This is a genomic window from Streptomyces sp. CB02009 (genome assembly GCF_001905825.1).
Lineage (GTDB): Bacteria > Actinomycetota > Actinomycetes > Streptomycetales > Streptomycetaceae > Streptomyces.
In genome coordinates, this window is record NZ_LIVV01000002.1 from 793,393 (window position 1) to 819,637 (window position 26,245).

At 73.0% G+C, this 26,245-nt stretch carries 21 protein-coding genes; 4 read left to right on the forward strand and 17 right to left on the reverse strand.

Annotated elements, in window-relative coordinates:
* Positions 1-56: 56 nt before the first annotated feature.
* A complete protein-coding gene (locus AMK27_RS10725) occupies positions 57-641 on the reverse strand; it encodes a hypothetical protein (RefSeq protein ID WP_241847414.1) in 585 nt (194 codons plus the stop codon).
* A gap of 201 nt (positions 642-842) precedes the next feature.
* On the opposite strand from AMK27_RS10725, the gene AMK27_RS10730 reads away from it, so the two are divergent.
* The 3 genes from AMK27_RS10730 (at position 843) to AMK27_RS10740 (ending at position 6,042) form a co-directional block, all read left to right on the forward strand.
* Positions 843-3,182: an LPXTG cell wall anchor domain-containing protein gene (locus AMK27_RS10730; RefSeq protein ID WP_073905004.1), complete on the forward strand. Its 2,340-nt coding sequence runs from the start codon at positions 843-845 to the stop codon at positions 3,180-3,182.
* 203 nt (positions 3,183-3,385) lie between these two features.
* Positions 3,386-4,780 carry a GH1 family beta-glucosidase gene (locus AMK27_RS10735; protein WP_107425529.1) on the forward strand — a complete coding sequence of 465 codons (1,395 nt, stop codon included), beginning with the start codon at positions 3,386-3,388 and terminating at the stop codon, positions 4,778-4,780.
* A complete protein-coding gene (locus tag AMK27_RS10740; RefSeq protein WP_073905007.1) occupies positions 4,777-6,042 on the forward strand; it encodes an MFS transporter in 1,266 nt (421 codons plus the stop codon). Before AMK27_RS10735 ends, AMK27_RS10740 begins: the two co-directional genes overlap by 4 nt.
* 58 nt (positions 6,043-6,100) lie before the next feature.
* Here AMK27_RS10740 and AMK27_RS10745 read toward each other — a convergent pair whose 3' ends face one another.
* Positions 6,101-6,649, reverse strand: a complete 549-nt coding sequence (locus tag AMK27_RS10745; RefSeq protein ID WP_073905009.1) for a GNAT family N-acetyltransferase — start codon at positions 6,647-6,649, stop codon at positions 6,101-6,103.
* 194 nt (positions 6,650-6,843) lie between these two features.
* Between AMK27_RS10745 and AMK27_RS10750 the strand changes: the two genes are divergently transcribed.
* Positions 6,844-7,464, forward strand: a complete 621-nt coding sequence (locus AMK27_RS10750) for a phosphatase PAP2 family protein (RefSeq protein WP_073906005.1) — start codon at positions 6,844-6,846, stop codon at positions 7,462-7,464.
* Positions 7,465-7,505: 41 nt separating this feature from the next.
* On the opposite strand, the gene AMK27_RS10755 is transcribed toward AMK27_RS10750, so the two are convergent.
* The 15 genes from AMK27_RS10755 to AMK27_RS10825 are packed head-to-tail and all read right to left on the reverse strand — an operon-like array spanning position 7,506 to position 26,238.
* Positions 7,506-8,849, reverse strand: coding sequence for a glutamate-1-semialdehyde 2,1-aminomutase (locus AMK27_RS10755; protein ID WP_198955835.1), 1,344 nt, complete (start codon positions 8,847-8,849; stop codon positions 7,506-7,508).
* Positions 8,850-8,871: 22 nt separating this feature from the next.
* Positions 8,872-9,420 (reverse strand): dTDP-4-dehydrorhamnose 3,5-epimerase, encoded by a 549-nt coding sequence (rfbC, locus tag AMK27_RS10760; protein ID WP_073905011.1) that lies wholly within the window; start codon positions 9,418-9,420, stop codon positions 8,872-8,874.
* The gene (locus AMK27_RS10765) at positions 9,417-10,655 is read right to left on the reverse strand and encodes a polysaccharide pyruvyl transferase family protein (protein WP_073905012.1); all 1,239 of its coding nucleotides are present in this window, start codon (positions 10,653-10,655) and stop codon (positions 9,417-9,419) included. The genes rfbC and AMK27_RS10765 overlap by 4 nt, the downstream gene beginning before the upstream one ends.
* Positions 10,652-11,599 carry a glycosyltransferase family 2 protein gene (locus AMK27_RS10770; RefSeq protein ID WP_073905014.1) on the reverse strand — a complete coding sequence of 316 codons (948 nt, stop codon included), beginning with the start codon at positions 11,597-11,599 and terminating at the stop codon, positions 10,652-10,654. Before AMK27_RS10770 ends, AMK27_RS10765 begins: the two co-directional genes overlap by 4 nt.
* Positions 11,596-12,909, reverse strand: coding sequence for a hypothetical protein (locus tag AMK27_RS10775; protein WP_073905015.1), 1,314 nt, complete (start codon positions 12,907-12,909; stop codon positions 11,596-11,598). Before AMK27_RS10775 ends, AMK27_RS10770 begins: the two co-directional genes overlap by 4 nt.
* Position 12,910: 1 nt before the next feature.
* Entirely contained in the window at positions 12,911-14,164 is a 1,254-nt protein-coding gene (locus tag AMK27_RS10780; RefSeq protein ID WP_073906009.1) for a DUF4910 domain-containing protein, read from the reverse strand.
* A 41-nt stretch (positions 14,165-14,205) separates the two neighbouring features.
* Positions 14,206-15,231 carry an NAD-dependent epimerase/dehydratase family protein gene (locus tag AMK27_RS10785; RefSeq protein ID WP_073905017.1) on the reverse strand — a complete coding sequence of 342 codons (1,026 nt, stop codon included), beginning with the start codon at positions 15,229-15,231 and terminating at the stop codon, positions 14,206-14,208.
* A gap of 3 nt (positions 15,232-15,234) precedes the next feature.
* Positions 15,235-15,882 carry a PIG-L deacetylase family protein gene (locus tag AMK27_RS10790; protein ID WP_073905018.1) on the reverse strand — a complete coding sequence of 216 codons (648 nt, stop codon included), beginning with the start codon at positions 15,880-15,882 and terminating at the stop codon, positions 15,235-15,237.
* Positions 15,879-16,682 carry a glucose-1-phosphate cytidylyltransferase gene (locus AMK27_RS10795; RefSeq protein ID WP_073905020.1) on the reverse strand — a complete coding sequence of 268 codons (804 nt, stop codon included), beginning with the start codon at positions 16,680-16,682 and terminating at the stop codon, positions 15,879-15,881. The genes AMK27_RS10790 and AMK27_RS10795 overlap by 4 nt, the downstream gene beginning before the upstream one ends.
* A complete protein-coding gene (locus tag AMK27_RS10800) occupies positions 16,679-17,914 on the reverse strand; it encodes a class I SAM-dependent methyltransferase (RefSeq protein WP_073905021.1) in 1,236 nt (411 codons plus the stop codon). Before AMK27_RS10800 ends, AMK27_RS10795 begins: the two co-directional genes overlap by 4 nt.
* Positions 17,911-19,191, reverse strand: a complete 1,281-nt coding sequence (locus AMK27_RS10805) for a glycosyltransferase family 4 protein (RefSeq protein ID WP_073905023.1) — start codon at positions 19,189-19,191, stop codon at positions 17,911-17,913. The genes AMK27_RS10800 and AMK27_RS10805 overlap by 4 nt, the downstream gene beginning before the upstream one ends.
* A 7-nt stretch (positions 19,192-19,198) precedes the next feature.
* Positions 19,199-20,491, reverse strand: coding sequence for a hypothetical protein (locus tag AMK27_RS10810; protein WP_073905024.1), 1,293 nt, complete (start codon positions 20,489-20,491; stop codon positions 19,199-19,201).
* 1 nt (position 20,492) lies between these two features.
* Positions 20,493-22,091: a right-handed parallel beta-helix repeat-containing protein gene (locus AMK27_RS10815; RefSeq protein WP_073905026.1), complete on the reverse strand. Its 1,599-nt coding sequence runs from the start codon at positions 22,089-22,091 to the stop codon at positions 20,493-20,495.
* An 8-nt stretch (positions 22,092-22,099) separates the two neighbouring features.
* Positions 22,100-24,061 (reverse strand): alginate lyase family protein, encoded by a 1,962-nt coding sequence (locus tag AMK27_RS10820; protein WP_073905027.1) that lies wholly within the window; start codon positions 24,059-24,061, stop codon positions 22,100-22,102.
* Entirely contained in the window at positions 24,058-26,238 is a 2,181-nt protein-coding gene (locus AMK27_RS10825) for a bi-domain-containing oxidoreductase (protein ID WP_073905029.1), read from the reverse strand. The genes AMK27_RS10820 and AMK27_RS10825 overlap by 4 nt, the downstream gene beginning before the upstream one ends.
* Positions 26,239-26,245 lie beyond the last annotated feature (7 nt).

Genomic DNA, 26,245 nt, shown 5'->3' on the forward strand with positions numbered 1-26,245 from the left:
CCGGGCCATGCGCCGCTTCCGGGGAAGGGCTTGATCGCGACCCTGGGGCGTACGGATCACCCCTGGTCCCGCTCCTCGTCGGCGCCTCCGGGCGCGTAGTCGTCCAGTTCGGCCCGCAGAGCGCCCGTTCCGGCCGCCGCCCCCTCTCCGAGGAGACCGAGGAAGCTGCTCAGGGGGTGGTGCAGCGGGCGGGCGTCGTAGTCGATGCCCTCGGGGTCCCGGTACTCGTCCAGCCGGTCGAACGGCACGATGACATAGGGGCGTCGGGACCAGGGGTGGCTCTCGGCGGGGTCGGGGTCCAGGCGCCACCCGGTGCCCCGGCTGCGGTTGTGGACCTCGCCGACGTACCAGCAGGCGACCTGGACCAGCGGGGTGTGCTCGCGGGCGAACAGGTCGTCGGCGGAGGTGACGTGCTCGCGGACGAGGGCCTCCACGCGGTCGAGGGAGCGTTCGTCGAAGTCCCACCCGCCGCCGTGGCGGCTCCAGTCGGCGAAGCCCTCCCGCTGCTCGTCCAGCCACGCGCTCAGGCGGGGGTTGTCGGCATGCGCCCTGTCGATGCGTTCGGCGACGGCGTGCTCGTCGTCGGCACCGTCGTCCCCGTCGGCCGCGGCGTCCTCGTACTCCCGGATTTCATCGCTCACAGCAGCTAAGCCTAGTCCTCCCTGTGACGGCGGGAATCCTGAATCTGCACGGAGTTGACACATGCCACGCCGCCGGAACCCCATTGCGGCGGCAAAGGAAACCCCTAGTATCGGACCGCTTGTGCGGCGCCCACATGAGCAGCGGGGGCCCTGGCGCCGCACAACCCTGAATCGACCCGTGGGGCTCCCGGGGGAAACACTGTGAAGCCAGCACGAATAACGCGCCGCTGGCGTGCGCTCAGGATCAGCCTGCCGGCACTCGCCTGTGCCATCGCCGTCACGATCACCGGCCAGCCCGTCGCCGGCGTCGCCGAGGCCGCGCCCGCGCCGCCGAAGCTGAAGCCCGGCAAGCGCTGCGACGAGATGTACGGGGTGAGGAACGTGCCCACGGGCGGCCTGCCCCAGGGCGACGCCTCCCGGGCGGTGGACCGGTGGGACACGTACGACTACACCAACCCGGGGCTCCAGTTCGACGGCCTGAACCCCACCCGGTCCGAGCTCGACGCGGCGGGCACCGACTACAAGAAGTACGACCACAGCGACCCGAGGCGCATCTACGCCCGGTTCAACGCGCAGCGGCGGTGGACGTCCTTCACCGACTACCTCTCGAAGGTCTACATCCCGAACCAGGGCTACGACGCCCGCGGCAAGGCCTTCATGGCCAAGGTCGTGCGGGAGATGGGCCTGACAGGCCCGGACTGGATCTGCGAGAAGGAGTTCTACTTCAAGGACCCCGACACCGGCAAGCAGCACCTGCGCCGCCTCGACGCGTACAACAAGCGCAGCCGGGAGATCGTGGAGGTCAAGTCCAACGGCAACCCCGACGGACGCGAGAAGCCCGCGGACCGCGCCTGGGCCAAGAACCAGGGCTGGCGCTCGTACAAGTACACCTACGTCTTCGCCGAGAACCAGACCCGCGACGCCAAGAACTTCATGAAGGAGCTCAAGGACACCGCGGGCAAGGACGCGCTCGGCCGCGACCGGGTCCGCAGCTACGACTACCAGTCCCACCACAAGGGCGTGCCGCCCAAGGGCACCGAGAACGGCCCGTACCGCGCGAACGGCACGACGATGTCGCCGGGCAACGGCGCCTCCACCGGATCCCGCGGCTCCGGCAACCAGGTCGTCAACCAGTCCCCGCCGAACCCGCAGACCCTCAAGGAGCAGCTCGACCGGCTCGGCAGGACCGGCGAGCGGTCGCTGATGAACCGCGGCCTCGGAGGCATCGACTTCACCACTCTCGACCTGCGCTACATCGGCAAGGGCAAGGGCGGCAAGGGCCTGGACTACGCGTTCTCCGCCAAGTCCGTCGAGGACGAGTACGCGGCCGGCTGGGGCGGCCAGGAGAAGGGCAACCTGATCTCCGACGCCTTCTTCACCTGGCTCGCCCTCGACCCGTCCACGTTCTGGGTGAACCTCAACCCCGACGAGCCGAACCGCGTCATCGACGCGGGCTTCGGCAGGACCGACGCGGGCCGGGTCCTCCTGGAGGCCGACCTGGAGCTGAAGCACGACATCTTCAAGGCCATGGACCCGGAGACGCAGGCGGGCCGCGACTTCATGAACGCCCTGCCCCAGCGCGACGGCTTCCCCTGCTGGGCCGGCTTCCGCTACTGGATCGAGCCGGAGACCGCGGTCGTGCGCGAGCAGGACGGCGGCATCCACATCCTCGACACCCCGCTGAAGCTGTCCACGGTGCCGCAGCAGACCACCACGCAGCCGCCCGGCGGCAAGGGCTGCGACCTCACCGAGGCCGAGACGCAGCAGTCCGACCGGGTGCTCGACCGCTACATCACCCCGCTCGTCGCGGAGAAGGTCAACAACGGCGACTACTACGCCGACCTGCGCCGCGTCTACACGGCCCGGGTGGCCGCGGAGTGGGTGCGCCAGAACGCCGCCGACATGCCCGCCGAGTACCGCCGGATCATCAACAGCAACGACGTGAGCCGCTGGCCGCTGCGGGCCCCGCACCGGGACTGGACCGGCAAGCAGGTCTGGGAGCGCTACTACAAGGCCTTCACCGAGGGCACGTTCAAGTACAAGTGGTCCAACGGCGAGGAGGTCTACGTCTACACCGTGGGCGGCGTCGACTTCTCCAAGCAGCCCAAGAGCAACATGAACCCGGTGCGGTTCCGCACCGAGCAGCGCTACAAGCCCCGCACGGTCGGCTACGCGGTCGACACGATCGCCGACGACCCGAACAAGCAGGGCTATCTGATGTTCGGCGGCAACAGCGCCGGGCAGTCCGAGACCGGTACGCCCAGCCCCACGCCCACTCCGACCGGTACGGCGAGCCCGACCGCGACCCCGTCCCCGACGGGTACCGGCACGCCGGCTCCCACCCCGTCGGATCCGGGACCGACCGCCGGTCAGTCGCCCGGGGCCACCCCTCAGCCCGGTCCGAAGGACCCGGACGGCGGCCTCGCCGACACGGGCAGCAGCGCTCCCGTCGCCCTGATCGCCGGCATCGCGGCCGTCGCGATCGTCGCGGGCGGGGCGCTCCTGTGGTGGCGACGCCGCCGGACGCACGGCGGGAGCTGACCGGTACCGCACCAGTACGGAGGACGGGCCTTTCCCTTGGAGGGAAGGGCCCGTCCGCGTGTGCCGACGGGCCCGAACCCGTCCCGCGTCGGGAAAACTTGAGAATTGTTCACTTTCCATTGACAGGGTGGACCCGGGGACCCGAAAGTGCCGTGAGCACGCCGCACGCCGCACCCGCACGCCGTCGATCGAAGCGAGTCCTCATGACAGCGCCCCTGCCCGAGTTCCCGGCCGGATTCCTCTGGGGAGTCTCGGCCTCCGCCTTCCAGATCGAGGGCTCGCTCACGGCCGACGGCCGCGGCCCCTCCACCTGGGACGCCTTCACCGGCGAAGAGGGACGCGTCAAGGACGGCTCACGCGCGGACGTCGCCACCGACCACTACCGGCGCTACCGCGAGGACGTCGCGCTGATGGCCGAACTCGGCGTCGGCGCATACCGGTTCTCGGTCTCCTGGTCGCGGGTCCTGCCCGAAGGGCACGGCCGCGTCAACGGCAAGGGGCTGGACTTCTACGACCGGCTCGTCGACGAGCTGTGCGCCTCGGGGATCGCCCCGGTGCCGACGCTCTTCCACTGGGACACCCCGCTCGCCCTGGAGGAGGACGGCGGCTGGCTCGTCCGCGACACCGCCGAGCGCTTCGCCGCGTACGCCTCGCTGGTCGCGGAGCGGCTCGCCGACCGCGTACCCCGGTGGATCACCATCAACGAACCCGCCGAGGTCACCCTCCTCGGCTACGGCCTCGGCGAGCACGCCCCCGGCAGACGCCTCGTCTTCGACGCCCTGCCCGCGGCCCACCACCAACTCCTCGCCCACGGCCTCGGCGTGCAGGCCCTGCGCGCGGCGGGCGCCCGCGAGATCGGCATCGCCGTCTCCCACAGCCCCGTCTGGACCGCCGGAGACAGCGACGACGACCGGGCGGCCGCCGAGCTGTACGACACCCTCACCAACCGCCTCTTCGCCGACCCGATCCTGACCGGCACCTACCCGGCGGGCCTCGCCTCGCTCCTCCCCGGACCCGTCGCGGAGGACCTCGAGGTGATCTCCGAACCCCTCGACTGGTACGGGATCAACTACTACAACCCGATGCTCGTCGGCGCTCCGCAGCCCGCCGCCGCGGCACCCGCCGGGACGGCCTCCGCCGGCTCCTCCTTCGGCGGCATCGAGATCCCGCCGGACCTCCCCTTCGCCATCCGCCAGATCGAAGGACGCGAACTCACCGACTTCGGCTGGCCCGTGGTCCCGGACGGACTGCGCGAACTCATCGGCACCCTGCGCGAGCGCTACGGCGACCGGCTGCCGCCCCTCTGCGTCACCGAGAACGGCTGCTCGTACGACGACGGGCCGGACCCCGGGACGGGACGCGTCGACGACGCCCGCCGGATCGCCTACCACGACGGCCATGTGCGCGCCCTGCACGCGGCGATGGCCGAGGGCGCCGACGTCCGCGGCTACTTCATCTGGTCGATCCTCGACAACTTCGAGTGGGCGGAGGGGTACCGGCAGCGCTTCGGGCTCGTCCACGTCGACTACGAGACGCTGGTACGAACGCCCAAGGAGTCGTTCACCTGGTACCGCGACCTGATCAAGAGCGGCAGATGACCACCGAGGGGACGGCGGCGGAGGGAACCGCCGCCGGCCCGGCCCCCGAGCCCACCGGTCCGGCCGGCGGCCGGTGGGTGGGCGCGCTCTCCCTCGCCAACCTCGGGGTCTGGGTCGGCTGGTTCGGCCCGCTCCAACTGCTCCTGGCCCGCCAGGCCGAGCAGCTCACCCCCGACCACAAGGCGTCCACCCTCGCCCTCGTGACGGGAGTCGGAGCGGCGGTGTCGATGATCGCCAACCCGGTCTTCGGCGCGCTCTCCGACCGGACGACCGCGTCCGTGGGGCGGCGGATCCCCTGGGTGGCCGGCGGAGTGCTGGGCGGCGCGGCAGGACTGCTCGTCCTCGCCGCGGCGCAGAGCGTCGCGACCGTGATCGCCGGCTGGTGCCTGGTCCAGCTGGCCCTCAACGCGGCCTTCGCCGCGCTCACCGCGGCCGTCCCCGACCAGGTTCCGCCGCGGCGGCGCGGTCTGGTGGGCGGGTGGCTCGGCGTCTCCCAGGTCGTCGGCATCCTGGTGGGCACGGCGCTCGCCACCGTCGCGGGCGGAGTGGTCGGCGGCTATCTGGCCTGCGCGGTCTTCACGGTGCTCGCGGCCGTCCCGTACGTCGTGACGCGACGCGACACGCCGCTCTCCCCGGCCGCCCGGCCGGCCTTCCGGTGGCGGACGTTCCTCGGCGGCTTCTGGATCGACCCGCGCCGCCATCCCGACTTCGGGTGGGCCTGGCTCACCCGGTTCCTGATGAACCTGTCGTACTCGATCAGCACGATGTACCTGCTCTACTACCTGACCGACGCCGTGCGCTACGACGGCGACGCGGACAACGGCGTCCTCATCCTCACGGCGCTCAACGCCCTCACCCTGCTCTCCACGGTGGTGATCAGCGGCATCCGGTCGGACCGCAGCGGACGGCGGAAGTCCTATGTGATCCGGTCCGGCCTCGTGATCTCCGCGGCCACCCTGCTGCTCGCCGTCTGGCAGACCTGGACCGGCGCCGTCGTCGCCTCGCTGGTGCTCGGCCTCGGCTTCGGCGTGTACACGGCCGTGGACTTCGCCCTGCTCACCGACGTGCTGCCGACGGCGGAGGACCGGGGCAAGGACCTGGGCGTCATCAACATCGCCAACGCGCTGCCGCAGGTCCTCGCCCCCGTGGTCGCGGCCCCGGTCGTCACCCACTTCGGCGGCTACACCGCCCTGTACGCCCTCGCGGGTGCCCTGGCCCTCGCGGGTTCGGTCCTGGTGCGGCGCATCCGCTCGGTCCCGTAGGAGAAGGCGCGCCGGTGTGCCGCCCGCGCGTCCTCCCGGCGGCACACCCTCTAGACGCTCAGACCTCGGGAAGGGACGGATCGGGCGACCAGGGAGCCGGGGCGGTGAGGGCCCAGCGCTCGTGGTCGCGCCAGCCGCCGTCGATGTAGAGGTAGGCGGGGGAGAGGCCCTCGTGGCGGAAGCCCAGCCGCCGGACCACGGCCAGGGAGGCCTTGTTCCCCGGCTGGATGTTGGCCTCCAGACGGTGCAGCCGCAGCTCCGTGAACGCGTACTCCAGGACGGCGGTCAGCCCCTCGGTCATGTAGCCGCGCCCCGCGGACGGGGCGAAGGACGCATAGCCGAGGGACGCGCCCTGGTAGCGGCCCCGGATGATCGAGTTGATGTTGACCATGCCGGCGGCCGCGCCGGTCTCCTTGACGCGGATCAGCAGGCCCAGGTTGGTGCCGTCCTCGAAGCGGCGCATCCAGGTCCGGAACTCCTCCGCGGTGCCGGGCAGTTGCATCCAGGGTCCGTGCAACTCGGCGCTGGCGCGCACGAGCGAGCAGAACTCGTCCTGGTCGGCGAGGGTGAGCGGGTGCAGTGCGATCCGTGACGGGGTGGTGAGCATGGGCCAACGTTATCCCCGCACGCCGGTGGTCAGCCGATCCTGTGCTCCGTCCGGAATCGGCCCAAAACCGTCCCCACCGGCGGTATAGGGTCGCTGCAGGCCGGCCCTGTGACGACGGTCGGACATGAGGGGGGCTCACCTTGGAACGCCTGGCCGAACTCGACCGGCCCGCGCCCGCGGTGCTGCCGGGGCCGATGCGCGGATGGCTCGGGCCGGTGGCGGCGGTCGCCGCACTGGTCGTCGTCGTGCTCGGAGTCCTGTACGCCGGCGGCGGCCGTCCCGGCGGTGTGGACGCCCGGATCCTGGCCGCGGTCGAGGGCACGGGGCCGCGGGCGCGGCACATCGCCCTGGCCACCGACTTCCTGGGCGAGCCGCTGGGCGCGGCGATTCTGGTCGCGGCCGTCGTCGCGGGCTGCCTGCTGCTGCGGCGCCCTCGCGGGGCGGTCCTCGCCGTCGCGGGCGTCGGGCTCGCCGTGGTGACGACGAGGGTGCTCAAGCACCTGGTGGGCCGCACCATCCACGGCGACGAGAACCTCTCGTACCCGAGCGGGCACACCGCCTTCCTCACCGCGCTCGCGCTGGTCGTGACGCTGCTCGCGACCGGCAGGTCCGGCCTCGGCAGGACGGCCGGCGCCGTGCTCGTGCTGCTCGTGGCGCTGGTCGCCGGTGTCGCCATGGGCTGGGCGCAGGTCGTCCTGGGCGCCCACTACCCGACCGACGCCCTCGGCGGCTGGTTCACCGCGCTCGCGGTGATCCCGGCGACCGCGTGGGCGGTCGACCGGGTGGCCGGATCCGGGCCGCACAGGACTCGCTGACGTGACGTCACCCCACGTCGGGTGACGTCACGCCGAGCCGCTCACACCAGACGACGGAAGACGGGCTTCACCGGCCGCCCGGCCACCCACGGGGCGGGGTCGGCGGCGTCCAACGCCTTCCGGTACACCGCGCACGCCTGGGCCACCACGTCGACCGTGCGGTCGATGTCGGCGTCGTCGAGCGCGCTGCTCACCACGAAGGACGGGGCGAGCACCCCGCCCGCGAGGAGCCGGCGCAGGAACAGCGTGCGGTACTCCTGCGAGGGCTGCCCGTGCTCGTCGAGGGTGGCGAAGACCAGGTTGCTGGCCCGGCCCCGGACGACCAGGTGGTCGCCGACGCCCATGGCGGCGGCGGCCTCGCGGACTCCCGCGGCCAACCGCTCGCCGAGGGCGTGCAGCCGGGCGGTGACGCCCTCCTCGACGTAGGTGGTCTGCACGGCCGACGCGGCGGCCAGCGCGTGCGTCTCCGCGCCGTGCGTGGTGGACAGCAGGAACACCCGCTCGCCGGAGTGGCGCAGCCCGCCCCACTCCATCAGTTCGCGGCGCCCGGCGAGCGCGGAGACGGCGAACCCGTTGCCCAGCGCCTTGCCGAACGTGGAGAGGTCGGGGACGACGCCGTACAGGCCCTGCGCTCCGGCCTCGGACCACCGCAGACCGGTGATCATCTCGTCGAAGACCAGCACGACGCCGTGCCGGTCGGCCAGTTCGCGCAGTCCGGCGAGGTACCCGGGCGGGGGTTCGGTGTGCCCGGCGGGTTCGAGGATCAGACAGGCGACCTCGTCCCGGTACCGGGTGAGCAGCTCCTCGGTGGCGGCCAGGTCCCCGTAGGGGAACGACACGGTGAGCTCGGTGGTCGCCGCCGGGATGCCGGCGGACATCGGCGTGGTGCCGATGAACCAGTCGTCGACGGAGAAGAACGGGTGGTCGCCGCAGACGGCGACCCGCGGGCGGCCGGTGACGGCGCGGGCGAGGCGTACCGCGGCCGTCGTGACGTCGGAGCCGTTCTTCGCGAACTTGACCATGTCGGCCGTCGGCACCGTGGCGAGGAAGCGCTCGGCGGCCTGGACCTCCACGATGGACGGCCGGACGAAGTTGCCGCCCCGGTCGATCTCCCGCCGTACCGCTTCGAGCACGCGCGGGTGGGCGTGGCCGAGGCTGACCGACCGCAGCCCGGAGCCGTACTCGATGTAGCGGTTGCCGTCGACGTCCCACACATGGGCGCCCCGGCCGTGGCTGATGACCGGGGCCAGGTTCTCGGGGTACTGGTCGTCGCCCTTGGCGTAGGTGTGCGCGCCCCCGGGGATCAGGGCGTGCAGCCGCTCGTTCGCCTGCCGCGACCGCGGCAGGGAGAACTCTTCGGTCTCTTCGGTCACTTCGGTGTCCACGCGGACTTCACTCTCCAGGGCGTCAGGGCTGGTGCTTCAGGGCCTCGGCGAGGCTCGGGGCCTCCCGGTCCCGCGGGGACATCGACACGGGCGGCAGCGGCCACGGGATGGCGAGTTCCGGGTCGTCGAAGGCGATCGTCACGTCCTCGGCCGGGTCGTGCGGGCGGTCGATCCGGTACGAGGTGTCGGCGGTCTCGGTCAGCGCCTGGAAGCCGTGCGCGCACCCCGCCGGGATGTAGAGCGTCGACTGCGTCTCGCCGGACAGCTCGAAGAAGGCCCGGTTGCGGTAGGTCGGCGAGTCCGTCCGCAGGTCCACGACGACGTCGAAGATCCTGCCGTACGAGCACCGCACCAGCTTGGCCTCGCCGGCGCCGGAGCGCAGGTGCATGCCGCGCAGCACGCCCCGGACCGAGCGGGACACGCTGTCCTGGACGAAGGCCTCCGGGTCGAGGCCCACCGAGCGGATCACGTCGGCGTCGAACGTGCGGCAGAAGAAGCCGCGTTCGTCGGCGTACGGCGTCGGCTCGAACAGGTACGCGCCGTCGATCTCGGGGACGAGGATCGCTTTCATGGGGTCTCCCGCAGGGCGTGGGCGTGGGCACGGCCGGTTCTCGGGAACACGGCCGCGGTGAGGGCGGTGAACTGCTCGTCGAGCTGCCGCGCGACCGTCCGGTGCCGCTCGGCGAGGGTCAGCCGCAGCTCCGCCGCGTGCTTCTCCAGCTCCCGGAACGAGGCGAGCAGCCGGTCGGCGTCGACCTCGCGGGCCGGGTGGCAGTACGCGCCGAGACCCATCCGGTCCATCAGGGCGTCGCTCTTCGCGGCGTAGCTGAGCGCGAGCGCCGGCACGCCGACCCTCAGCGCGCAGACCAGGTTGTGGTAGCGGGTCGCCACCACGGCGTCCGCGGCCGCCATCTCCTTCATCAGGTCGGCGAGCGAGGCCGTCTCGGCGGCGGTGACCAGCGGGGAGTCCACCGCGTCGAGGATCGCGGCGACCACCTCCCGGTCGGCCTCGTCGCCGGTGAGCAGCCGGACCGGCCTGCCGTCCGCCACCAGGGCGCGGACGAAGCGGGTCGTCCCGTCGAGGTAGCGCCGGTGGATCTCCTCGGCCCGGGCGCGGTCGTCGTCGCCGCCGTGGAAGGCCATGACGCCGACGCACACCGGGCCGGGCGTCCCCGAGGGGGCGCCCGGCGGCGGTGCCGGCAGGGCGAAGGCGAGGTCGGGGTGGACCTCGTCGCGCGTGGTGTCCACGCCCATCGCCCGCAGGGCGTCGCGGGACTGGTCGTCCCGGTAGGACCGGTACGCGGCGAGCCGGGCCGAGCCGCGCACCAGGGCCCGGGTCGCCCGGTTGCCGATCGGGGCGGCGCCCACGCCCACCAGCGCGACCCGGGTGCCGAACAGCCGTCCGGACACGCAGAGCAGGAACAGCGCGTACGGGAAGCCCCACGGCCGCAGCGGCAGCGTGGCCTCCAGGACGCCCATGCCCGGCACGATCACCACGTCGTGCCGGCGCACCCAGGCGGCGGTGCGGACGGCGTCGACGAGTTTCCCGAGCCCCTTCCCCGCGATCGCGCCGGCCCGCGACGCGGTCCGGTACTCCCCGCGGTACCAGTGCAGCCGCGTCGCGGGGACCCGGTGCCGCAGCCGTACGACCTCCGGGCCGCCGCACATCGCGTCCACGGCGGCTTCCCCGTGGTCCCGGCGCAGGTACCCGAGCACGGCCTCCATCGACCCGTCGTTGCCGAGGTTGCCGGAACCGAGCAGTCCGAACAGTCCGACGCGGACCGGAGGCCCCGTCGGGGGCCTCACGCCCGCCTGCCTTCCCGGCCGGCCACGATCGCGTCGAGGGAGACGGAGAGCCGCTCCGGATCGACCGGGGCGCGGTCCTCGACCCGCTCGCCGGCGCCCGGCCGCGACCGGCTGGCCGCCCACGAGACGAGGTGGCCGTAGCAGGCGCGCCGGTCCGCGGGCGACAGCGGCGCCCGCCGGATCGCCGCGACGAAGCCCCACACGTACTCGGCGAGCAGCCGGGGCGTCGGGTGCAGCGGCCCGGCCCGGCGCGGGTCGAGGTTCACGCAGCGGGAGCGCTTGGAGGGGTTGGCCCGCTCGGCGCGGGTCGGGTGGTCCCGGCGGAAGTACAGCAGCTCCGGCACCTGGTGGAAGGGCCCGTGCAGGCCGATCTCGGAGACGAACGTCCGGTCCGCGTGGTGGTAGCTGTCGTGCGGCTTCACCCGGCGCAGCACGTCGGCCCGCATCACCCCGTAGAAGTCGTCTCCGCCGGGTTCGAACAGCATGCTGCGGAAGCGCTCCGGCGCGCGCGGCGAGTCGGTGGCGAGCGTGTAGTCGTACGGGACCTTCACCCGGCCCTCGCCGTCGATGACGGCCTGGTCAGCGTGGGCCAGGATCACGTCCGGCCGCTCGTCCAGCGCGTCCACACAGCGCCGCAGCAGGTCCCGGGCGTACAGGTCGTCGTGCGAGGCCCACTTGAACAGCTCGCCGCGGCACTGGGTGAACACGTAGTTGTGGTTCGGCGCGGCGCCGATGTTCCGGGTCAGCCGGATGTACCGGATGCGCGGGTCCCGTGCCGCGTACGTCCGGCAGATGTCCTGGGTGCCGTCGGTCGAGGCGTTGTCGGAGATGACCAGCTCGAAGTCCTCGTAGGTCTGACCGAGCAGGGCGTCGAGCGCCTCGGCGAGGTACTCCTCGCCGTTGTACACGGGCAGGCCGATGCCGAGCCGGGGTGGGGCGGTCATGGTGTCCTCACTTCGGGAAGGGGTTTCTGGTGGTGCTCGCGCAGGGCGGACCGCAGCTCCAGCCACCACACGGCCGAGCTGCCGAGCGTCGCGGCGGCGACGCCCCAGGCCGAGCCGACCGTGCCGGCGACGACCGCGCCGCCGAGCCCGCCGCCGACATAGAGGGTGGAGGCGATCAGCTGGCAGCGCAGGCTGCGCCGGGCCGCGGCGAGCGCACGGAGTCCGGCCGCCGCGCCGGTGCCGAGGCTCGCGGCCGCGACGCCGAGCACGGCCGGCACGATGAGCCCGGAGGCGGCCTGCCAGACGTCGCCGAGCACGAACTCGCCGAGCCGGTCCGGTACGAGCAGCAGCGCCGCGCCCCAGAGCAGGGCGGCGGCGGCCTGCCCGCCGCCGAGCAGCAGGCAGAACGCGCGCAGCCGGTGCGGGGCCTGCCGCAGCACCCGTGCCGCCTCCGCGACGGTCACCAGCGACAGGCCCATCAGGACGGCGAGGAACGGGCCGAGCAGGAGCTCGGCGCCCCGGATCACGCCGACCGCGCTGACACCGACGATCGCGCCGAGCCCGTACGCCCGCAGCTGTCCCGCGCCGCTGACGCCGACGTTCTCGACGAGGTACCGGTAACCGAGGTCGCGCTGCTCGCGCGTCCAGGCGCGCGCCCCGGCCGGCCGGGGCCGGATGCCGGACTGGAGGTGGCCGTAGGCCGCGGCCACCGCGGCGGACGCCCCCCAGGCGAGCACGAAGGCGCCCACGCTGCCCACGCGGGCCGCCACGACCATGGCCGGGACGAGCGCGGCGCCCATCACGAGGTCGTTGACGAACGCCTTGCGGCCGGCGCCCGCGGCGAAGAACGAGAACCGCCAGGCGTCCTGGAGCAGCAGCCCCGGCAGGACGACGCCGAGGCAGGCGAACGCCGACCCCACCGGGCCGCCGATCCCGAGTCCGAGGGCCAGGCACACCGCGCCGACGACGCCGCCGACACCGAGGGCGGTGCCCGACGAGCGGGCCACCGCCCCGCGCCAGGACGCCTCCGGCACACCGCTGAAGCGCACCATGAGCGGGTCGGTGGCCAGGCCGCGGGAGATGCCGAGCACCACGCCGAAGGTCACCCAGGCCAGGCTGAACACGCCGAACGCGGCCAGCCCGAGCGAGCGTGCCACGTAGATGCCCACCACGAAGTTGGTCGCGCTGGACGCCGCCTGGTCGGCGAGACCCCAGGACAGCCGGCCGGCCATGGCCCGCCGCGCGTTCGGCCGGGCGGGTCCGGCCAGGTCCGCGGCCGTCGTCGTCTTCTCCCTCTCGGCGCTCGTCATCTCACGCCTTGATCAGTCCGGCGGCGGCCAGCGCGTCGGCCGCTCCGGCGACCGAGTCGAACGGCAGCCCGGCCCGCTCGGCGACGTCCAGCAGACCGCGCTCGCCGTCGGCCATGCTGAGCACCCACAGCATGGCCATCTGGGCCTGCTGCGCGTCGCTGCGGCCGCCGAGCGAGTCGTACAGCCCGCGCCGCCCCAACTGCGGTTCGCCGTACGGGCTGAGATTCACGTACCGCCGGTTCCGGTCGAGCACCGAGAACGCCTCGCGGCAGACGGCCAGCGTGTCCTCCATCGCCTCGGGGGAGACGAAGCCGGGGTTGTCCGCCGAGGTGTGGTACTCGGGGTACCCGGCGTACGGAGTACGGCTGAGCGAGCCCACGCCGAGGTCGAACCCGGGGGAGCAGTACTGCCGCTCGTCGTAGCCGTACGGCGTGAACTCGTTCACCTGGTGCGGGCGTTCGGAGGCGGCCAGGACATGCGACATCACCCGGTCGATCTCCGCGTCGCCGCGCCTGCTCCGCTTGTACGTCAGCCGGCCCGGGTCGCCGGCGCAGGCCAGCACCAGCCCGTGCCTGACCCGCTCGATCCGCTCCGCATTGCGGGCCAGCCAGGTGATCGCCCCGATGGTGCCCGGCGCGTAGATGAACCGGTACGTGTAGTACGGGGTCTCCTCGGCCAGCGCCCTGGCCAGGAACGTCGCCACCGCGATGCCCGCCAGGTTGTCGTTGGCCAGCGACGGGTGGCAGACGTGGCAGGAGACGATCACCTCGTCGGAGACCTGCCCGGGGACCACGTGCTCGGCGTAGGTGAGGTGGCCGTCCGCGAGCGTGGAGTCCACGCGCACCTCGTACTCGCCGTCCGGCAGCGCGTCCAGGGTCTCCTGGGCCAGGCAGAACCCCCACTCCGGCGTGTAGTAGCTGGTGCGGTACGGCACCCACGTCGGGTGGTCCGGCAGGGTGTGCAGGTGTTCCCGCAGCTCGGCCAGCGGCATCCGCCGCGCCACCGGCACGCTGTAGCCGAGCACGTGCAGGCTGGACGCCGCGAAGTCGACGACGCGGCGTCCCGTGGAGTCCGCGATGTAGGCGTCCCGGATGTTCCACTCCTGCGGCACCGTCCAGTCGAGCACCTGCGTCCCGGTCGGCACCTCGTGGACCTCCAGCGGAACGTACTCGCCGACGATGTCCAGGGTGGCGCGCACCCCGTCGCCGGTGATGCTCCGGCAGAGCGGGTACAGCCGCTCCACCAGCGCGTGCATCCGCTCGCCTGCCGAGCCCGTCCGCTCCTCGAAGGCCGCGGTCACCGGCGCCACCGCAGGGTGTCGTCGACGGCACCGGTCCCGGACGCCGCGCGCAGCACGGCGAGCCGGGTGAAGCGACGCTCGAAGTCCTCCCGGGTCAGACCGAACTCCCGGTAGGCGTCGGCGAGTTCGAGCGCACCCCGCTTCACCGTCCACTCGCAGTCGAAGCCGGGCAGCGCGGCCCGGAAGCGGGAGAAGTCCACCCGGTACGACCGCGGATCGGCACCGGTCTCCCCGGTGATCACCACCTTCGCCCCGGACACCGCCTCGGCGACCTGCGCGGCGATCTCGGCGACCGTCACGTTGTTGGTCTCGCTGCCGATGTTGAACGCCCGGTCGTGCACCGCCTCGCGCGGCGCGGTCAGCGCGGCCGAGAAGGCCCGCGCGATGTCGGCGGCGTGCACCAGCGGACGCCAGGGCGTGCCGTCGGACATCACGAGGACCTCGCCGGACAGGAGGGCGTGGCCCACCAGGTTGTTCAGCACGATGTCGGCGCGCAGCCGCGGCGAGAAGCCGAACGCGGTGGCGTTGCGCATGTACACCGGGGTGAAGTCGCCGTCGGCGAGGGCGTGCAGGTCGTCCTCCACCCGCACCTTGGACTCCGCGTACGGCGTCACCGGGCGCAGCGGGGCGTCCTCCGCGACCAGCTCGTCACCGCCCGCGGCCCCGTAGACCGAGCAGGTGGACGCGTACAGGAAGCGCCGCACCCCGGCGTCCTTGGCCAGCCGGGCGAGCCGCACCGAGGCGTGGTGGTTGATGTCGTACGTGAGGTCCGGCGCCAGCGAGCCCAGCGGGTCGTTGGAGAGCGCGGCCAGATGGATCACGGCGTCCACCCCGGCCACGTGCTCGGCCGTGACGTCGCGCAGGTCCACCCGGTGCCCGGACGGGTCGGCGGGCGTCGGCCCGAGCACGCAGTCCGCGAACAGGCCGGAGTCGAGACCGACGACCTCGTGCCCGTCGGCCGCGAGGACAGGGGCCATCACGGTGCCCAGGTAGCCCTGGTGTCCCGTCAGCAGTACGCGCAAGGTTCATTCCCCCAGATCGAGAGTGAGTTTGGTGACCGCGAACGCCTCGGCGTACCGCGCGTGGCATTCGATACCGCGGATCCGGGCGAGGCCGAGGAAGGCCTCCCGGTCGTACCAGGGGCGGTGCCGCTGCGAGGGGTAGTGCTCCTGCAGCAGCCGCACCTTCTCCTCGGCGACCTCCGGCGACAGCGGCTGGTACGCCGCCGGACGGCCGAGGTCCCCGTCCCACTTGACGATCTCGTAGCCGAGCACGAGATGGTCGCGGAACGCGGTGGGAAGCAGCCGCGCCAGGCCGCGGTGGTCCTGGTGGGCGTCGTCGGTGCGCGGTGCCAGGATCACGTCGGGCTCGGTCCTGGCCCGCAGATCCTCGACCGCGGACTTGGCCTCCTCCCAGTGCGCGGGCAGCCGGCCGTCCGGCAGCTTGAGCACGGTCAGCCGCAGGTCGGCCCCCGGGCAGAAGGCGGCGAGCGCGGCCCGCTCCTCGTCCTCGCGCTCGCCGCCGCCGCCGGAGAGCACCAGGGCGTCGACCCGGATGCCCGGCCGCGCGCGGCACATCGTGAGCAGCGTGCCGCCGGCGCCGATGGCGATGTCGTCGCAGTGCGCCCCCACCGCGACGACCCGGTCGAGGCGCCCCGAGCCGAGCCGGATCACGCGGTCCCCACCGGTGCGCCCGCGCCGTCCCGCTCCCACACGGCCCACGGCCGGTCGCCGCGGGTGTAGGCGGCGTCGAGCGCGGCCCGCTCCTTCACGGTGTCGGTCGGCTTCCAGAACCCGCGGTGCTGGTACGCCACCAGCCGTCCCCGCTTGGCCAGTTGGGCGCAGCCGTCGGCGACCAGGTCACCGTTCTCCGGTATGTGGTCGAAGACCTCCTGGCGGAGCACGAAGTAGCCGCCGTTCTCCCACAGCGGCATGTCGCTCACCGCCGTGATGCCCCCCACCAGACCGTCGTCGCCCAGGTCCACGCAGTGGAACGAGGACTGCGGCGGCACCACCATCATCGACGCGCCGGCGTCGCGCCGGGAGAACCGGTCGATCATCTCCGGCAGCGGGGCGTCGGTGAGCACGTCGGCGTAGTTGGCGAGGAACATCTCGTCGCCGTCCAGGTGGTGCCGCACCCGGCGCAGCCGCTCCCCGATCGGCGACTCGATGCCGGTCTGCGCGAACGTGATCGTCCAGTCGGCTATGTCGGTGGAGAGCAGCTCGGTCTTCCCGCCCCGCAGCACGAAGTCGTTGGACGTCGTCTCCTCGTAGGTCAGGAAGAAGTTCTTGATGTGGTGCGCTCCGTACCCGAGGCACAGGATGAACTCCGTGTGCCCGAAGGACGCGTAGTAGCGCATGACGTGCCAGATCAGCGGACGGGGCCCGACCATCGCCATCGGCTTGGGGATGTCGTCGGAGGCTCCGCTGCGCATGCGCAGTCCGTAACCGCCGCAGAACAGGACGACCTTCATGCCTTGACCTCGACAATGCTCAGTTCCGGGATGGGGAAGACCAGCCGGCCGCCCCACTCGTGCACGAAGGAGAGCTGCTCGACCAGCTCCTCCCGCAGGTTCCACGGCAGGACGAGGACGTAGTCCGGCCGGTCGGCGGCGATCTGCTCGGGGGGCAGGATCGGGATGCGGGTGCCCGGCGTGAACCGCCCGTGCTTGTAGGGGTTCCGGTCGACCGTGTAGGCCAGCAGGTCGGGCCGGATGCCGCAGTGGTTGAGCAGGGTGTTGCCCTTGCCCGGGGCGCCGTAGCCGACGACCGTCTCGCCGCGCTCGGCGGCGTCGATGAGGAACCGCAGGAGGTCCCTGCGCACCTTGGCCACCCGGGCGGAGAACTCCGCGTACCCGGACAGCTCCTGGAGCCCGGCGGCCTTCTCGCGGTCGAGCACCTCGGCCACCCGGCGGCTCGGCTCGCCGGCGGCCTCGGCAGGCCGCGCCCACAGCCGGATGGATCCGCCGTGGGTGGGCAGCAGCTCGACGTCCACGAGCGCCAGCCCGCCGCTCGCGAGCGCCCGGGCGGCGGACGCGACGGTGTAGTACTGGAAGTGCTCGTGGTAGATGGTGTCGTACTGGTTCTCCTCGATCAGGGTCAGCAGGTGCTGCACCTCGATCGAGACCCAGCCGTCGTCGGCGACCAGGGCGCGCAGCCCCTCGGTGAAGCCGACCACGTCGGGGATGTGCGCGTACACGTTGTTGGCCACGACCAGGTCCGCCGGGCCGTGCTCGGCGCGGACGCCCGAGCCGGTCTCCGGGGACAGGAACGCGGTGAGCGTCGGCACACCCGCGTCCCGTGCCGCGCCACCGACGTTCACCGACGGCTCGATGCCGAGGCAGCGGATCCCCCGGTCCACCACGTGCTTCAGCAGGTATCCGTCGTTGCTCGCGACCTCGACCACGAAGGCGTCGGGGCCGAGCCCGACCCGCTCCGCGGCGTCGGCGACGAAGGTGCGCGCGTGCTCGACCCAGGAGGTCGAGTACGACGAGAAGTACGCGTACTCCTGGAAGGTCTCCTCTGGCGTGATCAGCGGCGGGATCTGAGCGAGCCAGCAGTCGGTGCAGACCCGCAGGTGCAGCGGGTACGCGGGCTCGGGCTGGTCGAGTCGGTCCGCGGCGAGGAAGCTCTCGCACGGCGGAGTCGCCCCCAGGTCGACGACGCTGGTCAACGCCGCCGATCCGCAGAGTCGGCATCGTGTCATGTGTTCTGCCCCCCATCTCCGCTCGCGCGGGTGCTCCGCGACGAGCCGGTCTCTTCGTTCCCTGCCGGCGGCGCGCTGTTCCCGCCGCCCGACCGTCCCGCGATCGCGGTGCGGTACTCCTCGAGGAGGCGCTCCAGCCCCACGGACGGGCTGAACCCCTTCTCGTAACGGCGCCGGGCCGCCTCGCCCATCTCCCGGTTGCGGTCCGGCTCCGCCGAGATACGGCGGAGTCGGTCCGCGAGCGAGGACGGATCACCGGGCGTGTGCAGCAGGCCGGTCACCCCGTCCTCGACGAGCTCGACGAAGGCCCCGTGCGCGGCGGCGACGGCGGGGACCCCCGCCGCCATCGCCTCCGCGACCACCAGGCCGAAGGTCTCCATGGCCAGCGAAGGAGCCACCACGGCCACCGACCGCGCGAGGGCCCGCCGGCACTCCGCCGGGTCCCACAGCCCGGCGTACCGGACATCGTCCCGGCCCGCCGCCCAGGCGGTCACCTCGGGCTCCAGCGGCCCCGCCCCGGCGATCACGAGCGGCAGCCCCACGCCGCCGTCCGCGGCGACCTCGTCCCAGGCCGCCATGAGCAGCCGCACGCCCTTGGCCTCCGCGAGCCGGCCGAGGAAGAGCAGCTGCTCGCCGGGGCCCGACCGCGCGGTACCCGGGTCGGGCACGAAGTTGTGCTTCACGGCCAGCCGCTCGGGCGGCATGCCGGACCGCACGAGGACGTCGCGCTGCGCCCCCGAGATGCAGAAGAACCGGTCCACGCCGGACCACCACCGCCGCCGGTTGACCGACAGGCTGACCGCGAGCGGCACCGTCGCCAGCCGGGAGTCGCGGTAGCAGCCGTGCCGGACGGCGGGCAGCGGCAGCGCCGCCCCGACGCACTCGGTGCACTGCCGGCCGTCCCGGTGCAGCGTGCCGGGCGGGCAGACCTGGGTGTAGTTGTGCAGCGTGGCGACCACGGGCACGCCGACGTCCGCGCAGGCGGCGAGCACCGAGGGCGACAGGAGCGGGAACACGTTGTGGACGTGCACCACGTCCGGCCGGTCGGCGCGGAGCCGGGCGGTGAGCTCCGCGCGGGCCGACGGGTTCCACGGCACGAGCAGCGGCACCGCGACCTTGCCCGCCAGGGAGCGGGCCGCGATGTCGTCACTGCGCCGCTCGAACAGGTCGACCCGGTGGCCGGCCGCGCGCAGCAGCCCCACCTCCTCGTCGACGACCCTGTTCTCCCCGCTCGGCTGCGCCGACGAGTAACGGTTGTGGACCACAAGGACATGCATGGTCAGGTCACCTCCTGGCCCAGAGCGGGATACGGCGTCGGTGGATGTCGTGCGTCGGGAGGAGCGCGGCCGGGGCGGGGAGCGCGAGGAGCGAGGCGGCCAGGGCCAGATGGAGCAGATACGCCGAGGCGTCGCCCAGGCCCACCTCGGTGTACGAGGAGATCCCGCAGTAGCTGATCAGGAAGATCGCGCAGGCCCTCGGCAGCGACGGAGGCCGCAGCAGCGCGACCCCGCCGAGCACGATGACGATCGCCGCCACGAGGGTGACGCCGACCAGCCCCTGCTCGTCGTAGACGGCCAGCCAGCTGTTGTCGATCGGCAGCCCGTCGAACGACTTGTCGCCCAGGCCGGTCCCGAACACCCTCTCCCCAGTGGTCCGGGGCGCCGAGAGCAGCGCGTCCCAGACCTTGGCCCGCCCGGTCAGGTTGGCGAAGTTCTCCTGGCTCTGCCCGCGCAGGAACCACGCCCGCAGCGCGGAGCTGAACACCACCGCGGCCACCGTGGCGCACAGCACCGCCCAGGCGAAGAACCGCCGGGCGGCGGCGCTCGTCAGGACGAGCGAGCCGATCGCGAGCACGAGACCGATCAGCAGGCCGAGCGTGGCCGTCCGGGTGTGGGTCATCGCCAGCAGGACGAGGGACGGCACGATGACCACCGCGGCACCGGCCCCGGTGGTCCGGCGGCCGAGCAGCAGCAGCACGGCGAGTCCGATGACCACCGCGGCGTACTGCCCGATCTGCGGCGGGGTGAGCGGCCACAACGCGCCGACCAGACGCCCGCCGTAGTACTCGGGCATCGCCGTGGCCGGGGAGACGGCCAGCCCCGCGGCCACGAGGACGAGGACCGCGAAGTACATCCGGATGTGGTGGCGGACGAACGTGAGGCTGCCGTCCCACCACCGGCTGAGCAGCCACAGCGTGGCGACGAAGAGAGCCAGCCGGGCGCAGCGGAACAGCGCGCCGACCCCGAGCCCCATCTGCACGCTGGCGATCAGGCTCGGCACGAGCAGCAGCGTGAGCAGGAACACGAAGGCGCTCGGCCGGATGCGCAGCCGCGGGTTGAGCGCCAGGGCCAGCGCGAACGCCGCGACCAGCGCGCCCATGGTGGCCATCTGGATGAGCGAGCGGGGGATCGCGACGACGGTCTTCGCCCCTGCGGAGCCCAGCGTGTTGAGGCCGAGCAGCGCCCACACGATCCCGACGGCCTTCGGAGTGCCGCCCGGGCGCGAGGCGGTGGCGGGCGCGGTGCCCGACGGGTCCGCTCCGTCCGGCCGCCGGTCGCGCCTCAGGTCCCCGTCCATGTCAACCACCGGCCCGGGGGCCGAAGCTGCTGCCGGCGTCCTGCCGGTACGGCGTGCCCTGCCACTGCCGGGAGTCCAGCGTCCGGCTCCCGTCGCCCGCGACGAAGCTCCACGGCCCTCGGTAGACGTTGCCGTGCCAGCGGTTCTGCTGCCGGTGCGTGATCGCCTCGGCCACCCGCCCGCCCTTGTACGGCGACCAGTCAGGGGAGGTGCCCTCGTTGGCGAACACCGCCATGCGGCCGCACTCCGTCGCGCACCCGACGACGGACGGGTCGAGGAGGAAGCGGTTGCCGTGGATGTCCACCCGCTGCGTCTTCCACCGGCAGTCGCCGTAGAGCGGCTCGGTGGCGATCGCCGGCCGCGCGCAGCGGCCGGTGTCCTTCACCAGCCGGGTGCAGTAGCCGGTCGAGGTGTTGGCCGGGCTGTTGCAGAACCGGTCGGCGTTCTCCCACAGGGTGATCCCGTTCCAGTTGTCCTCCAGCACGTTCCCTTCGATCTCGATCCGGTCCGTGCGGGCCGGGATCCGCGGCTCGCCACCCGCCTCGGACACGTAGACGGTCGCGTACGGGAAGCCGTCGCCGTCCTTGGCGTACGCGCGGCCCTCGACCCAGTTGTTCCGCCGGATGGTGTTGTTCCGGATGACCGCGTTGTAACTGGTCTCGTACATCAGCGCGGCCCCGTCGTTGGACTCGAGCAGGTTGTCCTCGATACGGAAGTCGTTGTTGTTGTTGTCGGCCCACAGCCCGGTCCCGCGGTTGCGGTGCACCCAGTTGCCCCGTACGTCGGCGCCGTCCACCGCCCAGAACTTGATCCCGCCGGTGCAGCCGCAGCCCGGCCGCCGCCGCTCCCAGTCGTCGGTGTTGTTGCCCGTGATCTCGTTGCCCTCGACCACCAGGCCGCGGATCGAGTCACCGGTCTTGTACGCGTTCATGCCGTACTGGCCGTTGTTCCGCAGGCAGCTCGCGCGGACCCGCTGGCGTGCACCGGCCATCAGCCCCGCCCCGGAGTTGTCCTGGACGGTCGCGTGCTCGATCACCCACCCGTCGGCCATGTCATGGTTGACCACGCCTTCGTCGTGCGGCGCGGCGAAACGCTCCACGGTGAGGTGGCTGATGGTGACGCCGGGGGCGGTGCCGCTGAACGCGTACTGGTTGATCCGCCGGCCGTCGAGCACCGCGCCCGGCGCTCCGAGGTAGCGGTTGCCCTTCTTGGCCATGACCTGGGCATAGGGGTCCGGATCGAGCGTGTGTCTGCCCGGCCGGAGCCAGAACGTGGTGTTCGGCGGGCTGTTCTCGGTCTTCACGGCCAGGTCGCCGACGACCGCGGGGTCGACCGTCACCGCGCCCGCCGGCGCCTTCGACGGCCCGGGCGCGGCCCTGCCGCACACCCGGGCGGGGGCGGAGCGCGCCCCTGCCGCGCCGGACGCGTCGGGGACGCCGGGGGAGGAGGGCACGCCGGAGGAGGACACGCCGGAACCGCCGGTTCCACCGGCCGCCGCCTGCGTCGGGGCGTCCGGCGTGCCCGTGCAGCCGGTCGCCACCAGCAGCACCGCCGTCAGCGGTGCCACCGCCCACCCCCCGTACCTCCCCCCGATCCCCATGCGCCCCCCTAGCCGCGGAACCCGAGCACGGTGGTGAACCCGGACACGCCGCCGGAGAAACCGGTGCCGACCAGCGTGGTGGCGGGCTCCTTGCGCCCGAAGCCGGCGGAGTACCAGCCCAGCGGCGGGTGGGTCTCCCCGCGGTGCGCCCGCCAGGACAGCTCCCCGGGCAGGTCGAGCACCGCCGAGCGGTCCTCGCCGTCCCGGGTCCAGGTCAGCACCGCCCGGTTCCCCGCCAGGTCCGCGGAGATCGCCGGACCCAGGTGGAACGCCAGACGGACGGTCCCGGAGTCGCCGCGGACCTCGTCCACCACCCGGACCTCCCGGCTCGCGGGGGTCAGCTCCACCCGCCGGCGGTGCACGGAGCCCTGGTATCCGTCGTGCTCGGCGCACCAGCGGGCCGTTCCCCCGGTGGTCGCGAAGGACGGGTCCGCGACGAGGACGCGCGTCCGGGCGTGCCGGGTCCACAGGAACGGGCCGCCCGAGACGGACTGGTCACCGCCGTCCCACTGAAGGGTGTTGTGACCGAGCGTCGACCGGAAGTACTGCCGCCACTCGGGCTGCCCGTGGTAGCAGAACGTCCCCGGGTCGGCGAGCACATCGACCCCGTCGTGCCGGACCTCCACGGAGAGCGCGTCCGCGTGGGCGTGCGCGGCGATGGACAGGAACCCGTGCGGGCCGCCGTCGCAGCGGCACCAGATCTCGTCGGGACCGCGCAGGATCGTCATGCCCGCGTCGGCGAAGTGGGCGGGCCGGCTCGCCGGCCGCGACACCGCCGGTCCCGTCTTCGCGTACGGCCGGACGAGCGAGGAGAGCAGCGGCGTGCGTACGTCGGTGCCGGTCACCTCGGGCCACCAGTCGAGCCGGCCGAACACGGCGTCCCCGGTGGCGAGGAGCGAGGCCCAGCGGTCGGTGCCCGCGCCGTCCACGATCAGACCGTGTCCGTCGTCCGCGTCGCCCTGGCGCGGCGGACGTAACCGCCCGTCCACGACGGCGGCGAGGGCGTCGGTCATCCGCAGCAGCACCAGCCGGACCGTCGGAGGGACCGCGACGCCCGCGGCATCCGCCTCGGCCACCGCGGCCAGGCCGAGTTCGAGCACCAGCCCGTGGTACTCGGTGGCCAGCTCGCGGTTGAGGCCGGAGCCGAAGGTGTTGCTCCGCAGGTGCCGGTCGAGGGAGCGCATCGCGTCGGCCCGCCAGCGCGGTGACGAGGGGAACCACCCGAACGCGCAGGCGGCGGCGAGCTGCCCGGCGGCCTCGGCGATGATGTGGTTGTTCGCCGAGGACCCCCGGCTGGGGAAGGCGGCCAGCCAGCGCTGGTGGTGCCAGATCTGCCTCCGCGCCACCGGGTTGTCCTCGAACAGCGCCGCGGCGCCCGGCCACCCGTCGAGCAGCCGCCGGATCCACACCCAGGACAGCAGCCGGATCCCCAGCTCGATGCCGCTGATCCAGTGCACCCCGCGCAGCGGCGCGTTCGCCGCCCACCACAACCGCAGGTGCCTGGCCACCCGCTCCGCGTACCGCTCGTCCCCGGTGACCGCGTAGGCGGCGGCGAGCACGGTGAGGTACTGGTGCCGGGACAGCTCCCAGATCTGCTTGATGTCCCCGACCGCCTCCTCCTTCCGGTACGGCACGTCGAAGGCGTACCCCCACGGAGCCCGGCGCCCGGTCTTCGGGTCGTACCACCAGTCCGGGTCGGTCAGGTCGTCGCGGTGCACCCCGAAGTACTCGGCGTGCCCGGCCATCAGCCGGTCCGCCTCGGCGACGAGCCGCTTCACCGCGTCCGGCGGCACCGCGGCGACCGCCCCGGCGGGCAGCACGGCGGTGAACCGGGCGCCGGTCACGCTCGGCGCGTCCGGCAGCGCCGACCGCCAGCGCCGCCTGCGCACCGTGTCGCCGACCCGGCCGCCGACCTCCTGCGGTCCCATCCGGGACAGGCGCCGGAGGTACCAGCCCGCACTCATGCTCATCGCGCCCCCGCCAGGGTCACCGGCGCACCGCCGGCCAGACCGGCCCGCACGGCGAGGGTGGCCGCCGTCGTGGCGACCAGCGACTCCAGCGGCACCGGCATCGGCCCGCCGGTCCGCACCGCCCGGACGAACGCGGCCAGTTCGGCGTTCTGCCCCTTGTCCCGGGCCTGCGGCAGCCGGGAGCTGACCCAGCGCTTGGTTCCGTAGACCGAGGCACGGACGAAGTCGTCGAGCCGCAGCACCTTGCCGTCCGCGACGAGGTCCAGCGTCTCCTTGGGGAAGCTCGAAGGCCCCGTGGTGACGTAGCTGATGGTGGCGGTGGACCCGTCCGGGTAGCGGAGCACGACCTGCAGGTCGTCGTTGCCGGACGTGGAGACCGCGTACACCGAGACCGGGTCGGCACCGAGCAGCCAGCTCGCCGTGTCGATGAAGTGCCCGCCCTCGCCGGCGAACCGGGAGCCCTCGGTGCCCTGCTGCAGGTACCAGCTGCCGTGCTGCAGCCGGCCCGCGTTGACCAGGTAGCGGAGGTTCGCCGGACCGGTCCGCACGCCGAACCGCGACTTCGCCTCCTGCAGCAGCGGCGCGAACCGGCGGTTGAAGCCCACCTGAAGCCGGTCGTTGCCGGACTCCTCCACCGCCGCGAGGACCCCGGCCAGCTCGTCCTCGGAGAGCGCGAGGGGCTTCTCCACGAACACCGTCTTGCCGGCCAGCAGCGCCTTGCGGGTCAGGTCGGCGTGCGAGCTGTGCCGGGTCACGACGAACACCGCGTCGACGGACGGGTCCCCGAGCACGGCGTCCAGATCGGTGGTCGCCTCCGCGAAGCCGAACTTCCGCTGCGCGTTGGCCGCGGACAGCGCCGTCGTGGTGACGACCGTGGACAGCTCGACGCCGTCGCGGCCGACCAGGTGCGGCAGCAGCATCGACGTCGCGTAGTTCCCCGCGCCGACGAACGCGAGACGCACCGGCCGCTTCGCCGGCCGGGCCTGGGCGGGAACTCCGCCGCCGCGCCGCACCGCGGGCACGGCCACCGCCGGGGCCGGTGCCTCGCTCTTCTCCTCGGGATACCGGAACAGCACCGCGACGGCCTTCAGATCGCCGTCCTTCAGCCGCCGGTACGTCTCGACGGCGTCCTCGAAGTCGGCGACGTGGGACACCAGGGGCTCCACGTCGACCCGGCCGCGGGCCATGAGGTCGAGGAAGCACGCCAGGTTGCGGCGCTCGGTCCACCGGACGTAGCCGATCGGGTAGTCCCGTCCCTCCAGCTCGTACTCCGGGTCGTAGCGCCCGGGGCCGTACGAGCGCGAGAAGCGGACGTCGAGCTCCTTCTCGTAGTACGCGTTCCACGGCAGGTCCAGCCGGCACTTGCCGATGTCGACGACCCGGCCGCGGTCCCGGCACAGCCGGGCGGCCAGCTCGACGGGCTGGTTGCTGGCGCCGCCGGCGGCCAGGTACACCTGGTCCACGCCGTGGCCGTCGGTGAGTTCGGCGACGGCCGCCTCCACCGCCGTGGACCCGGGGTCGCCGCAGGCCGCGGCGCCCAGGCGCTCGGCGAGCTCGCAGCGCGCCGGGTCGGGGTCGGCCCCGACGACGCGCACGCCCGCCGCCGTGAGGAGCTGGACGACCAGCTGCCCGATCAGTCCGAGACCGATGACGAGCGCCACCTCGCCGAGCTGCGGCTCGCCCTGCCGGACCCCCTGCATCGCGATCGAGCCGACGGTGCCGAAGGCCGCGTGCCGGGGCGCGAGGCCGTCCGGCACCTTGGCGTAGAGGTTCCTCGGCACCCAGTTCAACTCGGCGTGCAGGGCGTGCTCGTTGCCCGCGCAGGCCACGACGTCGCCGACCTTCACGTCGTCGACGCCGGGGCCGACCTGCTCGACCACCCCGCACAGCGAGTAGCCCAGCGGGGTGTAGGAGTCCAGCTTGCCCATCACCTTCTGGTAGGTGGCGGGGAGCCCGTTGGTGGCCACGCTCTGCATGACCTTGGCCACCTGGTCCGGGCGGGAGCGGGCCTTGCCCAGCATCGACATGCCGGCCTCGGAGACCTTCATGAGCTCGGTCCCGGTCGAGATCAGCGAGTACGAGGTGCGGACGAGCACACCGCCCGGCTTGCACCCCGGTACCGGCACGTCGAGCACCGCGAGTTCGCCGGTCTTGTAGTTCTGTACAACCTGTTTCACCGAAGTC

Bases quoted from the DNA above. Each gene is read 5' to 3' on its own strand.
- AMK27_RS10740 (WP_073905007.1), top strand. From the start codon at position 4,777: ATGACCACCGAGGGGACGGCGGCGGAGGGAACCGCCGCCGGCCCGGCC.
- AMK27_RS10735 (WP_107425529.1), top strand. From the start codon at position 3,386: ATGACAGCGCCCCTGCCCGAGTTCCCGGCCGGATTCCTCTGGGGAGTC.
- AMK27_RS10775 (WP_073905015.1), bottom strand. From the start codon at position 12,909: ATGACGAGCGCCGAGAGGGAGAAGACGACGACGGCCGCGGACCTGGCC.
- rfbC (WP_073905011.1), bottom strand. From the start codon at position 9,420: ATGAAAGCGATCCTCGTCCCCGAGATCGACGGCGCGTACCTGTTCGAG.
- AMK27_RS10820 (WP_073905027.1), bottom strand. From the start codon at position 24,061: ATGAGCATGAGTGCGGGCTGGTACCTCCGGCGCCTGTCCCGGATGGGA.
- AMK27_RS10780 (WP_073906009.1), bottom strand. From the start codon at position 14,164: ATGCACGCGCTGGTGGAGCGGCTGTACCCGCTCTGCCGGAGCATCACC.
- AMK27_RS10800 (WP_073905021.1), bottom strand. From the start codon at position 17,914: ATGACACGATGCCGACTCTGCGGATCGGCGGCGTTGACCAGCGTCGTC.
- AMK27_RS10810 (WP_073905024.1), bottom strand. From the start codon at position 20,491: ATGGACGGGGACCTGAGGCGCGACCGGCGGCCGGACGGAGCGGACCCG.
- AMK27_RS10795 (WP_073905020.1), bottom strand. From the start codon at position 16,682: ATGAAGGTCGTCCTGTTCTGCGGCGGTTACGGACTGCGCATGCGCAGC.
- AMK27_RS10805 (WP_073905023.1), bottom strand. From the start codon at position 19,191: ATGCATGTCCTTGTGGTCCACAACCGTTACTCGTCGGCGCAGCCGAGC.
- AMK27_RS10770 (WP_073905014.1), bottom strand. From the start codon at position 11,599: ATGACCGCCCCACCCCGGCTCGGCATCGGCCTGCCCGTGTACAACGGC.
- AMK27_RS10745 (WP_073905009.1), bottom strand. From the start codon at position 6,649: ATGCTCACCACCCCGTCACGGATCGCACTGCACCCGCTCACCCTCGCC.
- AMK27_RS10750 (WP_073906005.1), top strand. From the start codon at position 6,844: ATGCGCGGATGGCTCGGGCCGGTGGCGGCGGTCGCCGCACTGGTCGTC.
- AMK27_RS10815 (WP_073905026.1), bottom strand. From the start codon at position 22,091: ATGGGGATCGGGGGGAGGTACGGGGGGTGGGCGGTGGCACCGCTGACG.